Origin of the sequence: Cytobacillus sp. FSL W7-1323, assembly GCF_038595015.1 — a bacterium.
GTDB lineage: Bacteria > Bacillota > Bacilli > Bacillales > Cytobacillaceae > Cytobacillus > Cytobacillus kochii.
This window is the reverse complement of record NZ_CP151998.1, coordinates 1,151,964-1,166,724: the sequence shown is the minus strand read 5'-3', so window position 1 is coordinate 1,166,724 and position 14,761 is coordinate 1,151,964. Positions and strand designations below refer to the sequence as shown.

Below are 14,761 nucleotides of genomic sequence, written 5' to 3'. Positions count from 1 at the left end.
AAATACTTATACCATTAGCATTTGTTCGTGCATTTTCTTATGGGGTTAATCGATGCCGATCTCGCGGGAATGCTGACGCAAAGCGGACATTAGGTCGATTCATTATTTTAGCTGTCAGTCGCTCTAAGCCTATTGCAAGACCGCCATGTGGTGGCATACCGTACTTAAAAACATTCGTATAACTTTCAAAATCTGCCACTTTTAAGTGATTTTCTTCTATTGAAGAGATTAATTCTTGATAATCATGAATCCTCAAGCCGCCAGTTGTAATCTCTATCCCTTTAAACAATAAATCAAAAGAATCTGTGTATAAGGAGTGATTTTCTAATGGCTTGGCATACATAGGTCTAACTGCCTTTGGATAATGTGTGATAAAAACTAATTCACTGTTTTCCTTTTCAGAAAAATACTGACAAATTAAGCGTTCTCCTTCAGGATCCAAATCTTCCATCTCACTAGTGGATTTATGATATTCATGAGCTAAAATTTGCTTTGCTTCATGAAGTGATATACTGGGTATTCTTTCAATTAAAGGAATTGTTACACCAACTTCTTGCAGCTCTTTTTGATAACGATCCCGAATGGTGTTAAAAATAAAACGTAATAGATTCTCCTCTAATTCCATCAACTCTTTGCTTGAAAATACAAAACCCATCTCTAAATCAAGAGAAATGTATTCATTTAAATGTCTAGATGTCGCATGTTCTTCCGCTCGATAAACAGGAGCCACTTCAAAAACTCGTTCATATCCTGCTGCTACCATCATTTGCTTATAAAATTGTGGTGATTGCCCTAAATAAGCAGGTTGATTAAAATAGTCTATTGAGAAAAGGTTCGCCCCTCCTTCCGCACCCGCTGCTACAATTTTCGGCGTGAAAATTTGGATAAAATCCTCATTTCGTAAAAAAGATGAAAAGGCGTCAACAATTGCTGACTTTATATTAAACATGAGATGCTCTTTATGGTTCCGTAGTGATAAAACACGATTATTCAATAATGTGTCCATGTGGACATCTAATTCTTTTTGATTTAATTCAATTGGTAAGGGTGCATTAGCAGTGTTTAATAACTGAAGCTTATCAACAATTACCTCTACACCCGTATCGGTTTTCATTGTCTTTACAACAAGACCCTGTACAGAAATAACTGACTCTAATGAAAGTTTCATTTCAGCCAATTCATTCTCTAATACACATTGAATGATGCCACTACGATCCCGTAACTGTAAGAAAGTAATTCTTCCTAAATGTCTAACACGGTGAACCCACCCACATAGTGTAATCTTTCTGTTCACATGTTTCATTACATCGGAGCAATTCACACGGCTTATTCCATCATTGATCTTGACCATCATCATTCACACTCCTTATTATTTTGTTTGTATCGTCGTTATCGTCATCATCACTATCCATGTGAATCACCCCTTTCTTATCACACAAAAAAACCGAGCTTCATCCCAGAAGGGACGAGGCTCGGTTCTCGCGGTACCACCCTAATTATTACATCATTCAATGTAATCTCTTATATGCCCGTTAACGGTGGCCACCGTCCACGCCTACTTAGTAAAAACTTTTCAGATGGAACTCATTGGTGTCTTTCATCTAACTCCTTATCGCCACTCTTTCAGCTAAAATAAGCAGCTCTCTTATAGATAAGGGTGTCAGACTACTCCTCCAACTCAACGCTCTCGAATATTATTATTTAAGATACATCGCTTCACCCTAAATGTCAAACTATTTCGTTTATAAATCTACCTCATTAAAACGGGCGTAAACCACTTTTGTCTCCTGTTCTGCTATGGTCATTTTCACCCCGCGCCAACCAGACTGTAAATATTGCTGTTGTTTGGTGATATCATCCATCTTTATTTCAATCACTTCTCCTTGTTGGACAACTTTAGCAGCTTGCAAATCTTTCATAAAAACATAGCGAAGGCTACCCCCATATTTCTCCTTAAGATCAATGATTTGCATATCTTGGGCAAACTTATCCTTAAGTGAAGGGTAATTAAAAGGAGCGACTGTACAACAAACATATCTATACTGATGTGATTCTTTTTTCAATTGTTCCATTAAAATTTGAGCAAGCTTTTGCTGTAATTTATTCCCTCTATACATAGGATCTACATTAGATATTTCTTGATAGATAACCGTGGATAAATCCGTTACACCAGCATCTAGACCAAGGTGCTCAGGATCATTTTCAGGTGGAACTAGCAATGCGCGAAAGGCAATTAATTGCTCTTTGACCCAAGCACCAACCATTTTTCCATTTCCCCTTAAAATATTGAGGAACTCCTCTTTCGCTAAAGGCTGTAATACTTTTTTATCCGGAAGGGCATGGATAACCTTTTGTTGCAATTGTAAAATTTGTTCAATATGCTGTTCTTCTAGATTTGTAACTTCATAAGATGGGCCTTGCTTTGTCATTTCTCTCATGATTACATTCAATCTCTTCAACTCTCCTTTAATACATCTTCAAATACAGTCAATTCTTTTAGAATCTCTTCATCAATATTTACGCCTAATCCAGGTTGGTCTTTTAAAGAAATATGAGGAATATCATAATGTAAGTCACCGATATCCTTAGAGAACTTCAGTGGTCCGGTTAATTCTACACTTGTAATATTCTTTTTAGAAAATGACACATGAAAACCTGCACTTGAAGCAATCGATGATTCTACCATTGATCCGACCTGGCACTCAATCCCGGCTAGTTCTGCCTGATATGCAAGCTTAACTGCTGGCAATATACCACCACACTTCATCAACTTAATGTTTATACGATCACAGGCATTTTTCTGAATAATCTCTTTCAACTCTCTTGCTCCCTTTAATCCTTCATCAATCATAAGGGAAACTGTTGAATGAGACCTAATAAATGCCATACCATCAATATCATCTGCTCTTACCGGTTGCTCTAGCCAATCTATATCTACCGTTTCTAATGCCTTAATTCCTTTTAAAGTAGCAGCCGCTGTTTGCCAACCTTGGTTAACATCCACTCGTATAACGGCTTTGTCTTTAACGCTATCAGCAACTGCCTTAATTCTTGCTACGTCCCCATTCACATCTCTACCTACTTTAATTTTAAATGATGTATAACCTTTAGAGACTTGTTCCAGTGCTTCTGTCGCCATTTTTTCTGGCTCACCAATACTTAACACATGCGTGATGGGAAATTGCTCATGGTAACGTCCACCGATGAGCTGATACACGGGCACTTGTAGTTTTTTACCGATTAAGTCGTAACAAGCAATATCGATCGCAGCTTTAGCAGCAGGTGCTTGATAGATGAGCTTGTCCATGATTTCATGTACCTTTTCAATTTCCATTGGATTGATACCTAATATGGCAGGTCCAAGCGTATGTTTAATTACTTGATAAGTGCCTTCCCATGTTTCTCCTGTCACATGCTCATCAGGTACTGCTTCACCGTAGCCTATGAGCCCTTCATCCGTTTCCACTTTTACGATAATAGATGGCATATCTTTATATGTATGATAACTGATGACAAACGGTTGTTTTAATGGTAGACGAATCGCATAGATAGCGATGGATGTAATCTTCATATTTCTCTCTCCTTATCAATAAAAGAAGAAAGCCGAAGAAAAAACTCGGCTCCCTCTTTCATTATGTTTATGCATTTAATGATGCTTCTTCTTCTTTTTCCAATGCCCTTTTCTCTTCATCAGTGATTTTAACAATGGTAAAGCCTATAAAAGCATAAATGATAGAAATAATCGGAACGATGAAATTAAGGATAGCATAGGGTGCATACTCTAATGCACCTATTCCGAGTGTGGCAAGAATAAACACTCCACATGTATTCCATGGTATAAATACAGAGGTTAAAGTTCCCCCGTCTTCTAGTGCTCTTGATAGGTTCTTTGAATGCAGATTTTTATCGCGATATGCTTTGGAAAACATCCTTGCAGGAACAACAATTGAAATATATTGCTCTGATGCCGTCGCATTTGTTGCAAAGGCAGATACAATAGTGGTTGCAACAAGACTACCTGCTGACTTAGCTAGCTTTAAGATTTGATTGACTATCGCTTGTAGCATACCTGTATTTTCTAATATTCCACCAAACGTCATGGCCACAATCGTCATGGAGACGGTGTACATCATCGAATCGAGACCTCCTCTATTAAAGAGACCATCAACCATCTCATTTCCACTTTCAATTTTGTAACCGGATTGTAAAGCTGATACTGCCTCAGATAGCGAACCACCTTGTACAAAGATTTGACAAAGAACACCTAGGAGGATACCTACAATTAATGCGGGTACTGCCGGAACTTTTCTTGCTACCATAATAATAACTACAAGGGGAACAAGTAATAACCATGGTGAAATAACAAAAGAATCTTGTAAGGCAAGAATCGTTTGATTAATTTCTGCTGGATTGGCTCCTCCTTTACCAAAGTCTTTTCCTAAGAACCAATAAACTCCTAATGCAATGATAATACCAGGAACGGTCGTAAATAACATATGTTTGATATGATCAAATAAATCAGTGTCTGTTAAGCCGGATGCTAAATTTGTTGTGTCTGATAACGGAGACATCTTATCACCAAAGTAAGAGCCTGAAATAATCGCACCAGCTATCATCGGAGCTGGGATGCCCATACTCATGCCTATGCCCATTCCCGCTACACCAATCGTTCCCATTGTCGACCAAGAGCTGCCAATAGATAAAGAAACGATTGCACATATAATCGTAATAGAGACGAGGAACAAAGATGGGGTGATGATCTTTAATCCATAGTAAATCATTGTCGCGACAATACCGCCACCAAGCCAAGAGCCGATGACTAAACCAACTAACATAATAATTATGACTGCAGGTAATGCCAGTTTAATCCCCTTATACATCGATTCCTCAATATGCTTCCAATTATATCCTGATTTCCAAGCAACTAATGCAGCCGTAATTGTTCCAATAATTAATGGAATATGAGGTCCTTGTTCTAAATAAATAACTGCAATCATCATTGTTACTATCATGACAACTAATGGAATTAGCGCCATACCGAATGTCATTTTCTGATCCTTTTTCATAGAAATCCTCCCATTTATATTTTTCACTTTAATTACGCTTTCAATAAGGCTGCTACTATTCGAGCACCCTGGTCCAATACTGTATGGTTAAAATTCATTTGCGGGTGGTGTAATCCCGGCTTTAAGTCAGCACCTAAACCAATCATTGTTGCATGGACATTTGGATGTTTGATCGTATAAAAATGAAAGTCATCACTTCCCGGGGTAATGAGTGGGGGAGCCACCCCTTCTGAACCTAATACCTCTGTTATTGCCCGTATTGCCATCTCCTCTGCTTGTTCAGAGACGACTGCACCAGGGGTATAATCTTTCCAATCAAATGAAATATCGACATCAAACAATGCTGCAATATCGCCTAACCCTTTACTCACTTTTGTTTGTATCTCTTTTAATTGTTCATTTTTTTGCGCTCTTATATCGATACCAAAGGTGGCATGACCTGGAATGATATTTAAGCTTTCTCCACCTGTTTGAATGTTAGTTAATTTGACAGAATACGCATCAAACGGAGACAAATAGATATTCTTTAAAAATTGATAAATCGTAGCAATTACATCAATTGCGCTTCTTCCTTGATGAGGCCTGGCGCCATGGGCATCTTCACCACTAATTTTCCCTTCTAATGTGACACATGCTCCGTGATGGATGGATGGTGATACTTGTCCTAAAGATAATTCTTCATGTGGTCTGAGATGGATGCCAAACAAATGTGTGACATCTTCCATCGCGCCATGCTTAATCATTTCTAGAGATCCATTTCCTTTTTCTTCAGCTGGTTGAAAAATAAAACGTATGCGCTTACTTAAAGCTTGCTTATCCAAATAAAGAATACTACCTAAAACAATAGCCATATGTGCATCATGCCCACATGAGTGATTTGCACGATACATACCATCTACTTGCTGCCAGAGGGCATCTATATCCGCCCTTACAGCAATTACATCATCTCCACTTCCCACCTCTGCTATTACACCAGTTAAATCCCCAAAAGTTTGATAATCAACCTTTAAATCACTCAGTATAGACACAATTTTTTTGGTTGTCTCATACTCTTTAAAACTAGGTTCTGGATGGTTATGAAATTCATTAAACCATTCTTGAATTTGATCTTTATAGATCATAAAATCATCCCTTTTAGATTTTAGAAAATTTTACAAAAATTCACCTTTGACTGACTCTATAGATACACAAAAAGCCTTGTACATATGTACAAGGACTTCTCACGAATGAACAGTATGGCCAGTTCTTCTTTGGTGAGAAATCTCTAGCTGAATTTGTTTGCAATAAGTTATATTACTATCATGTTTTATTAATGAATACTCTTTACCAATAAACAAATGCGAACAGGATTTTTCTAAAAAAAGAAAGCGTTTACGTTTTTAAAAGTTTGATAACTTCCATGAAATAAAGGTTTAGGAGAAAGATAAAAGTGATTAATTGTATCTTTCTCCTCTACAGCATTAAAGTGATTATTAAGATAATATCATATATAGAAAAATTATTCTAATAATTTATTAAAAACTGTCTTATCCTAAAACTTTTACTATTTTTTCAATTGCCCAATCAAGATCTTCTTTAGAAATAATAAGTGGCGGTGCAAAACGAATAACCGTATCATGTGTTTCTTTACAAAGAAGCCCTTCTTCTTTCAACGCTTCACAATATTTACGTGCGGGTTCAGTAAGCTCAACCCCGATAAACAACCCACGTCCACGCACTTCTTTAATCATTGGATTTTTAATTTCCTTCAATTGATCAACAAAATAGTTACCTAGCTCTAAAGAGCGCTCTACAAGTTTCTCTTCTTTAATTACTTCAATGGAAGCCATAGAAACCGCACATGCCATCGGGTTCCCACCAAATGTTGAACCGTGTGAGCCCGGATTGAAGACACCCAAAACTTCCTTGCTTGAAACAACACAAGAAATAGGGAAGACCCCTCCACCTAAAGCTTTACCTAGAATGTACATATCAGGACTTACGCCTTCCCATTCGCAAGCAAACATTTTTCCAGAGCGTGCAAGCCCAGCTTGAATCTCATCGGCAATGAACAAGACATTCTTCTCTTTACATAATTCACGCGCTTCTTTTAGGAACCCTTCTGGTGGAATAACAATTCCAGCTTCCCCTTGAATCGGTTCAATTAAAAATGCAGCCGTATTTTCCGTAATAGCAGCTTTTAACGCAGCAATATCTCCATAAGGAACTAGCTTAATTCCTGGAAGCATCGGGCCAAAACCTTTTTGGTATTCTTCTTCTGAAGAAAGGGAGACAGCTGTCATCGTTCTGCCGTGAAAGTTTCCTACACAAGCGATGATTTCTGCTTGGTTCTCAGCAACTCCTTTTACATCATAAGCCCATCGACGAGCTGCTTTTATAGCTGTCTCCACTGCTTCAGCACCTGTGTTCATTGGCAAAGCCATATCCATGTTTGTTAACTCACAAATCATTTCATACCAAGGACCCAATTGATCATTATGGAAAGCTCTTGACGTTAATGTCACGCGTTCTGCTTGATCTTTCAACGCTTGAATAATCTTCGGATGGCGATGTCCTTGGTTAACTGCTGAATAAGCACTTAACATATCCATGTATTTGTTACCCTCAGGATCTTTTACCCAGACCCCTTCAGCTTCACTAATTACGATTGGTAGTGGATGATAGTTATTCGCACCAAATTTTTCAGATTGTTCGATCAGGTGTTTTGTTTGTACTGTATTTTTCATCTTTATCGACATCCTTCCAGTTTTGATTAATAGATTGCTAGAAAGGGATAATCATCCCTTTCTAACCTTGATTGACTTTAATACATTTCAGACGTTGTTTTTGCTTGCATATGAAGCATAATATAATCTGGTCCGCCTGCTTTTGAATCTGTACCTGACATATTAAAACCACCAAATGGCTGATAACCAACAATTGCACCCGTACAACCACGATTAAAGTAGAGATTACCCACATGGAAATCTTCTCTTGCTTGTTGGATATGTTCACGATTATTCGTGAGAACAGCTCCGGTTAAGCCATATTCTGTATTGTTTGCAATCTCGATTGCATGATTAAAGTCTTTTGCCTTTGTAAAACCGACTACTGGACCAAAAATCTCTTCCTGCATGATACGCGCTTGTGGGTCTAGGTCCGCAAATATCGTTGGTTGAATGAAATAACCTTTAGAATCATCGCCTTCACCACCGAGCATAAGCTTTCCTTCTTCTTTTCCAATTTCAATATAACTCATAATCTTATTAAACGCTGATTGATCAATAACCGGCCCTGTAAAGTTACTTCGATCTTCAGGATTACCCGCTTGTTTATCTTTCGCGATTTCTACTGCTCTTGCTAGTACTTGATCATAAACATCTTCTACAATGACTGCTCGCGAACAGGCCGAGCATTTTTGTCCAGAAAATCCGAAAGCAGAAGCGACGATTGATTGAGCAGCAAGCTCTAAATCAGCATCTTTATCAACAACAATCGTATCTTTACCGCCCATTTCAGCAATCACACGTTTAATCCAGATTTGCCCCTCATTAAGTTTCGATGCACGTTCGTTAATTCGAAGACCAACATCCCTTGAGCCTGTAAATGAAATAAAACGAGTATCCTTATGGTCCACTAAATAGTCACCTACCTCTGCACCACTTCCTGGTACAAAGTTAAGTACGCCTTTAGGTAATCCAGCTTCTTCTAATACCTCTACAAATTTAGCCGCAATGATTGGTGTAGTTGAAGCTGGCTTTAAAAGCACTGTATTACCCGCCACAATTGCAGCGACTGTTGTACCAGCCATGATGGCAAACGGGAAGTTCCAAGGAGAAATAATAACTCCTACCCCAAGTGGAATATAGTCATAACGATTGTATTCATTCGGTCGGCTATTGACAGGAACACCATCTTTAATCGCTAGCATTTGTCGTGCATAATATTCTAAGAAATCGATGGCTTCTGCTGTATCAGCATCTGCCTCATTCCAAGGCTTACCCGCTTCTTTTGTCATTAGAGCAGAAAACTCATGTTTACGTCTTCTAATAATTGCAGCTGCTTTAAACAAAACATCGGCACGCGTTTCAGGCTTTACTTTACGCCAAGATTGGAATGCCCTCACAGCCGATTGCATTGCTTTTTCTGCTAATGCTTGATTGGCTTTTGACACACGACCAATGACTTCTTCTTTATTTGCTGGATTGATAGATACGATTTTCTCATCTGTAGCGATTCTTTCTCCATCAATTAATAAATCATAATCTTGACCTAAATAGGATTTAACCGTTTCGAGTCCTTTTAAATAATCGGCTTGATTACTTTCTACGCTAAAATCAGTAAATGGTTCATGTTTATATGGCTGTACCATTCGAAATTCCTCCTACTCTATATTGTATTTCTCTTATTCTATTTTTATCGTTCCCCATTATTATTGCAAATAACGTGCCAATTACTAAAAATGCGAATTAACAATATTTTTATCCTATTAGGTGCAAAAATATTTTTCTTTTCGCAAAAATATTTTTCTATCTCCTGCAAAATATTTTTGCGAATGTGTATAATAAATAATTACAGGAGGGACATTCATGAACAACTTTCTAAAACGAATGAATTACTATTATGATAAAGTCTTAGATGAAATTGACGCTGGTGTCCACGTCATTGATGAAGGCGGAAATACGGTCATTTATAACCGGAAAATGGCTGAAATTGAAGGGATGGCTAAAGCCGACGTACTATATAAAAACTTACATGATGTCTTTTCATTTGAACATAATGAAGAAAGTCGTTTACTTGAAGCTGTTGAAAAAGGCATTAAAATCGAGAACGCAAAGCAAAGTTATTACAATAATCAAGGACTAGAAATTACTACGGTTAACCATACTTTACCTATTTTCTACGAAAACGAGCGTATTGGCGCAATGGAGATTGCCCGTGATATTACAAAATTAGAAAAGTTAATCAGGGAGAATAGACAACAAAGAGAAGAAACTCGCTTTACTTTCCAAAGTATCATTGGCCATAGCCCAGCCATAAGTGATGTGATCGAAGCAAGTAAAAGAGCAACGCGAACGGATTCTTCTATCTTAATCATCGGTGACACAGGTACAGGAAAAGAACTATTTGCTCAGAGTATTCACAACGCAAGTGAGCGGGCACATAAACCATTTATTTCGCAAAACTGTGCAGCCATTCCAGATAATTTAATAGAAGGCTTGCTTTTTGGCACAAAAAAAGGGGCATTTACCGGCGCAATCGAAAGGCCTGGATTATTTGAAGAAGCAGAAGGTGGTACACTTCTACTAGACGAAATTAATTCTTTAAATATACACTTACAAGCAAAATTATTGAGAGTTCTACAAGAGAAAAAAGTAAGGCGGGTGGGAGATACACGAGACCGATCATTTAATGTCCGTATTATTGCTACAATCAATGAGGATCCGATTGAAGCAATTACAAATGGACATTTAAGAAAAGATTTATATTATCGGTTAGGTGTTGTTTCTTTATCCATCCCTCCGTTAAAAGAGCGCAGAGAAGACATAGAGAAACTGGCATACCATTTCATTCATAAATACAATGAGAAGTTTGCAATGGGCGTAAAAGATATTGATCCATCCCTTTTATCAAATTTTTTTCATTACGAATGGCCAGGTAATGTCAGAGAGCTAGAGCATCTTATTGAAGGCGCAATGAACTTAATCGAATATGAAGAATCGATTACCTATCATCACTTACCTTTTCATTATCGACATCGATTACAATCCCAACCATTCTTAAAAAAAGAGAAAGTATTCGATCACCCTGTCGACAGTAATAAGCATGAACACATTGGCCACACTTTAAATGACTATTTAACAAAAGCCGAGCGCCATTTTATTCAACAAGCACTTATAAGAAACCAGCACCATATTACCAATACGGCAAAAGAACTTGGTATGAGTAGACAAAATCTACAATACAGGATAAAAAAACACCGTTTAACATGACTAATAGCATGTTCTAAATAAAACAGAGGATGTTGGTCCTCCTTTGGACGAACAATCCTCTCTATATAAGATATTGATTAAGGTGAACAATATGGATTAATAACACCAGTTAATCATTTGTGCTCGTTTAATCCTTCACCTTATTATTGTGTATATATAACATCACTGACTTAAAAACTGCTGGTTATACATTTCTGCATAAACACCTTTTTCATTATACAAATGCTGATGAGTCCCTTGTTCAGCGATTTCTCCATCCTTAATGACCATAATATGATTGGCATTCTCAATTGTTTTGAGGCGATGGGCAATGACAAATGTCGTTTTCCCCTTCGTTAATTGTGCTAACCCCTTTTGAATTTGAATTTCGGTTTGTGTATCAATACTCGATGTGGCTTCATCTAAAATTAGAATATTGGGATTCGAAAGCATAGCTCTTGCGATAGAAAGAAGCTGCCTTTGACCTTGACTTAAATTGCTGCCGCCACTTGCTATTACCGTATCATATCCTTTAGGGAGATGTTTTATAAAGGCATGAGCTGACGCAAGCTTGGCTGCCTCTATTACATCTGTATCTTTTGCTTTAAGCTTCCCATAACGAATATTCTCCATAACTGTTCCAGAAAATAAATAAGAATCTTGTAGGACGATTCCGATATTTGTACGAAGTAGACGGATTTCATAGTCTCTTATGTCTGCACCATCAATAAAGATTGCACCCTTTGTAACATCATAAAAACGAGCGAGTAATTGAATGATTGTTGTTTTACCCGAACCAGTTGGACCAACGATGGCGATGGTCTCTCCAGCTTTCACACTAAAATTAAGCGATGATAAAACCTCTTTCTTCTCATAAGCAAAAGAAACATTCCTAAATTCAACATTTCCTACCAATGCAGACACCTTCAGAGCTTTGGGTCTATCAACTATATCAGTTTTTTCATCTAAAACTTCAAATACACGCTCTGCACCAGCAATGGCGGATTGGAAGGTGGTAATCAAATTTGACAACTGATTAATTGGACGGTAAAAATTACGAGAATACGTCACAAATGATGCAATCATCCCTATCGAAGCCATATTTACAATCGCTAGTAACGCGCCTGTAAATATAATAAAGGCCAACCCCAAGTTATTCATAAAGTTATTCACTGGGCCAAGAAATCCTGAAGATATTTCAGCACGAATAGAAGAAGTTCGTAACGTTTCATTTTGATGATTAAAAGAAGTAAGGACATCATCCTCTTTGCCATATAATGAAATGATCTCCAATCCAGAGATTGACTCCTCCACTTTCGCATTCACTTCGCCAAGATCTCGCTGTCTCGCAGAAAAATAACGACTGCTATAAGACACAATCGCTTTAGTTGCTAAAAACATAAGTGGAATCACCAAGAATGCCACAATGGCCATCACACCATTTAAAGCAATCATCGCTATCGCTACCCCGGTAATGGTTAAAACGGATGAAACTATTTGAATCACACTTTGACTAAGTGCTGCATGTAATTGATCAATATCATTTGTTACTCGACTCATTAATTCGCCATAAGAACGCTTATCGAAAAATTTCAATGATAAACTTTGGAGCTGATCAAATAATTCCTGGCGGATTTTTTTTATTGTTAATAATGACACATTTACCATTATGAGCGCTTGTGCCCATGTGGTAATAGATATAAGGATATATATACATGCAAGTATGGCGGACATGACAATGGTACCTGTAATATCACCTTTTAAAATATAATCATCAATAGTGACACCGATTAAATAAGGACCAGCTAATGTAAATAAAGTTGATAATAACACCATAAAAACAACAAGTATCATTCTTAACTTTTGTTGTTTCATATACTGCCATATACGTAGCAATGTCCCTGTAAATTTTTTCGGTGTTGCACCTTTCCCATTCATGCGGCTAGGTCCTCGGCCAAAATCTAGTGTTTTTTGTTCTTTTGGTTGATTATTCATGGCCGGCTCCCCCTTGTGTTTGGTAAATCTCCTTGTACACTCCACTTTCTTCTAACAACATATCATGATTACCTTTAGCCACAACCTCACCCTCATGAAGAACAAGAATCTCATCAGCTTCTCTTATGGAAGATATCTTTGATGAAATAATAATTTTCGTCGAATGACGCTGCTTTAATGCTTGTTGAATTTTCTTTTCAGATAGTGCATCAACGGCAGAGGTTGAGTCATCAAGAATGAGCAAGTCTGGCTCCCTAATAAATGCTCTAGCAATGGAAAGTCTTTGTCTTTGACCACCGGAAAAATTCTTCCCTCCTTGCGCCACTTCATACTCATAACCTTCATCCAATTTATCAATGAACTCGACTGCACATGCATCATTTGCCGCTTGTTTCATTTCTTCTAGTGATGCATCGGTTTTCCCATCTTTTAAATTGTTTGCAATAGTACCAGAAAATAATATTGCACGTTGGCTGACAAAACCGATTTGTTTCCGTAACGTTTCCTTGGTGTAATTTTTTATATCAACACCGTTCAAAAAGATTTGCCCATGATCGACATCATACAATCGAGGAATTAGTTTGGCTATAGTTGTCTTTCCACTACCAGTTGGACCGATGATGCCTAATGTCTTACCTCGTTGAATAGTGAAGTTCAAATTTTTCAGCACATACTCCCCATTTTTGCTATAACTAAAAGCAACATCTTTAAATAGTAAATGATCCTCTTTTTGATTAACAATGGTATATTCACCGTCAACCATATCTTGCTCAACCGTGAGTACTTCTTGTATGCGATTAGCTGAAGGGAAAGCTCTTGTTATCAACATCAACACATGGCTACTGGACATCAAGCCATTCATAATAATTGTCATATAGTTTATAAAAGCAAGGATTGCTCCCACTTCAATTGCTCCTCCATCAACCTTTATTACACCAAGCCATAAAGCAGCCACAATGCCTAAATTCACAATAAAAAGCAACAATGGCATCATGAGAGCAATCAATTGTTCTGCAGAAATATTGACCTTCGTTAACATGCTGTTTTTTTCGGCAAAGCGCTCCTTTTCATAGTTTTCCCTTCCGAATGCTTTAACAACGCGAATGCCGGCTAAATTTTCTTGTAAGCGCGTATTGATAACATCGATTGCTTCTTGCACTTTTTTAAATAAAGCTGCTGATTTTCTTGTGAAATAAATAATAATAATAAATAAAATCGGCACAGCAATCATCACAATTGGAAAAAGTTCTCTTGCAGTAAAAAAGACGATTAGGACACTACCTATGAACAATAATGGTCCCCTTACAAAAACTTTCAACGTCATTAATATCGCACGCTGTAAAACACTTATATCATTACTTACAATCGTTATGAGCTTACCCGAACCATATCGATCCACGTCCCTACTTGAAAATTGGACAATACGATTAAATACATCCTTTCTTATGTCTGTTGAAAAATGGACAGCAGCTTTTGTGCTGAAAATAGAACAACCAATCCCACCAATTAATCCGATGATGGCGACAATGATCATAGAAATACCAAGCTGAATCGTCAGCTCCGTGTTATTATTAGCAATTGCGTCATCAATCATATGTTGCATGATTGTGGGCTGAAGTAAATCCATACTTACTTCAATAAACATTAATAAAGGGCCCAAACAAGCAAAAAACCAATATGGCTTTATGTAATTTAATAATTTTCCAAATGATTGCATCCATTCTCTCCTCTATTTCTTGTTGTTCTAAC

At 37.5% G+C, this 14,761-nt stretch carries 10 protein-coding genes and 1 other annotated feature; of the genes, 1 reads left to right on the top strand and 9 read right to left on the bottom strand.

The window, feature by feature from the left end:
* Nucleotides 1–37: 37 nt before the first annotated feature.
* The 7 genes from aspS to pruA all read right to left on the bottom strand — a co-directional run bounded on the left by aspS (nucleotide 38) and on the right by pruA (nucleotide 9,417).
* On the bottom strand, nucleotides 38–1,303 hold the full coding sequence (gene aspS / locus MKX67_RS06080; RefSeq protein WP_342489260.1) for an aspartate--tRNA(Asn) ligase: 1,266 nt from the start codon (nucleotides 1,301–1,303) through the stop codon (nucleotides 38–40).
* A gap of 155 nt (nucleotides 1,304–1,458) precedes the next feature.
* Nucleotides 1,459–1,691 (bottom strand) — a binding site (T-box leader).
* A gap of 51 nt (nucleotides 1,692–1,742) precedes the next feature.
* Nucleotides 1,743–2,438, bottom strand: a complete 696-nt coding sequence (locus MKX67_RS06075; RefSeq protein WP_342489259.1) for a GNAT family N-acetyltransferase — start codon at nucleotides 2,436–2,438, stop codon at nucleotides 1,743–1,745.
* Nucleotides 2,439–2,455: 17 nt separating this feature from the next.
* Entirely contained in the window at nucleotides 2,456–3,571 is a 1,116-nt protein-coding gene (locus MKX67_RS06070; RefSeq protein WP_341103808.1) for a dipeptide epimerase, read from the bottom strand.
* Nucleotides 3,572–3,638: 67 nt separating this feature from the next.
* Nucleotides 3,639–5,066, bottom strand: coding sequence for a Na+/H+ antiporter NhaC (gene nhaC, locus MKX67_RS06065; protein WP_342489033.1), 1,428 nt, complete (start codon nucleotides 5,064–5,066; stop codon nucleotides 3,639–3,641).
* A 32-nt stretch (nucleotides 5,067–5,098) separates the two neighbouring features.
* Nucleotides 5,099–6,187: an amidohydrolase gene (locus MKX67_RS06060; RefSeq protein WP_342489032.1), complete on the bottom strand. Its 1,089-nt coding sequence runs from the start codon at nucleotides 6,185–6,187 to the stop codon at nucleotides 5,099–5,101.
* A 405-nt stretch (nucleotides 6,188–6,592) separates the two neighbouring features.
* Nucleotides 6,593–7,792 (bottom strand): ornithine--oxo-acid transaminase, encoded by a 1,200-nt coding sequence (locus tag MKX67_RS06055; protein ID WP_224935182.1) that lies wholly within the window; start codon nucleotides 7,790–7,792, stop codon nucleotides 6,593–6,595.
* Between the two features lie 77 nt (nucleotides 7,793–7,869).
* Nucleotides 7,870–9,417, bottom strand: coding sequence for an L-glutamate gamma-semialdehyde dehydrogenase (pruA, locus tag MKX67_RS06050; protein WP_224935178.1), 1,548 nt, complete (start codon nucleotides 9,415–9,417; stop codon nucleotides 7,870–7,872).
* Nucleotides 9,418–9,634: 217 nt separating this feature from the next.
* On the opposite strand from pruA, the gene MKX67_RS06045 reads away from it, so the two are divergent.
* Nucleotides 9,635–11,038: a sigma 54-interacting transcriptional regulator gene (locus MKX67_RS06045; protein ID WP_342489031.1), complete on the top strand. Its 1,404-nt coding sequence runs from the start codon at nucleotides 9,635–9,637 to the stop codon at nucleotides 11,036–11,038.
* 162 nt (nucleotides 11,039–11,200) lie between these two features.
* On the opposite strand, the gene MKX67_RS06040 is transcribed toward MKX67_RS06045, so the two are convergent.
* Together MKX67_RS06040 and MKX67_RS06035 are read right to left on the bottom strand one after the other, a co-directional pair.
* Nucleotides 11,201–13,012: an ABC transporter ATP-binding protein gene (locus tag MKX67_RS06040; RefSeq protein ID WP_281202764.1), complete on the bottom strand. Its 1,812-nt coding sequence runs from the start codon at nucleotides 13,010–13,012 to the stop codon at nucleotides 11,201–11,203.
* The gene (locus MKX67_RS06035; protein WP_342489030.1) at nucleotides 13,005–14,729 is read right to left on the bottom strand and encodes an ABC transporter ATP-binding protein; all 1,725 of its coding nucleotides are present in this window, start codon (nucleotides 14,727–14,729) and stop codon (nucleotides 13,005–13,007) included. The genes MKX67_RS06040 and MKX67_RS06035 overlap by 8 nt, the downstream gene beginning before the upstream one ends.
* Nucleotides 14,730–14,761: the final 32 nt, after the last annotated feature.

Excerpts from the sequence above, each read along its gene's own strand:
- MKX67_RS06045 (WP_342489031.1), top strand. The coding sequence starts at position 9,635 with ATGAACAACTTTCTAAAACGAATGAATTACTATTATGATAAAGTCTTA.
- MKX67_RS06070 (WP_341103808.1), bottom strand. The coding sequence starts at position 3,571 with ATGAAGATTACATCCATCGCTATCTATGCGATTCGTCTACCATTAAAA.
- MKX67_RS06055 (WP_224935182.1), bottom strand. The coding sequence starts at position 7,792 with ATGAAAAATACAGTACAAACAAAACACCTGATCGAACAATCTGAAAAA.
- aspS (WP_342489260.1), bottom strand. The coding sequence starts at position 1,303 with ATGAAACATGTGAACAGAAAGATTACACTATGTGGGTGGGTTCACCGT.
- MKX67_RS06040 (WP_281202764.1), bottom strand. The coding sequence starts at position 13,012 with ATGAATAATCAACCAAAAGAACAAAAAACACTAGATTTTGGCCGAGGA.
- pruA (WP_224935178.1), bottom strand. The coding sequence starts at position 9,417 with ATGGTACAGCCATATAAACATGAACCATTTACTGATTTTAGCGTAGAA.
- MKX67_RS06075 (WP_342489259.1), bottom strand. The coding sequence starts at position 2,438 with ATGAGAGAAATGACAAAGCAAGGCCCATCTTATGAAGTTACAAATCTA.
- nhaC (WP_342489033.1), bottom strand. The coding sequence starts at position 5,066 with ATGAAAAAGGATCAGAAAATGACATTCGGTATGGCGCTAATTCCATTA.
- MKX67_RS06035 (WP_342489030.1), bottom strand. The coding sequence starts at position 14,729 with ATGCAATCATTTGGAAAATTATTAAATTACATAAAGCCATATTGGTTT.
- MKX67_RS06060 (WP_342489032.1), bottom strand. The coding sequence starts at position 6,187 with ATGATCTATAAAGATCAAATTCAAGAATGGTTTAATGAATTTCATAAC.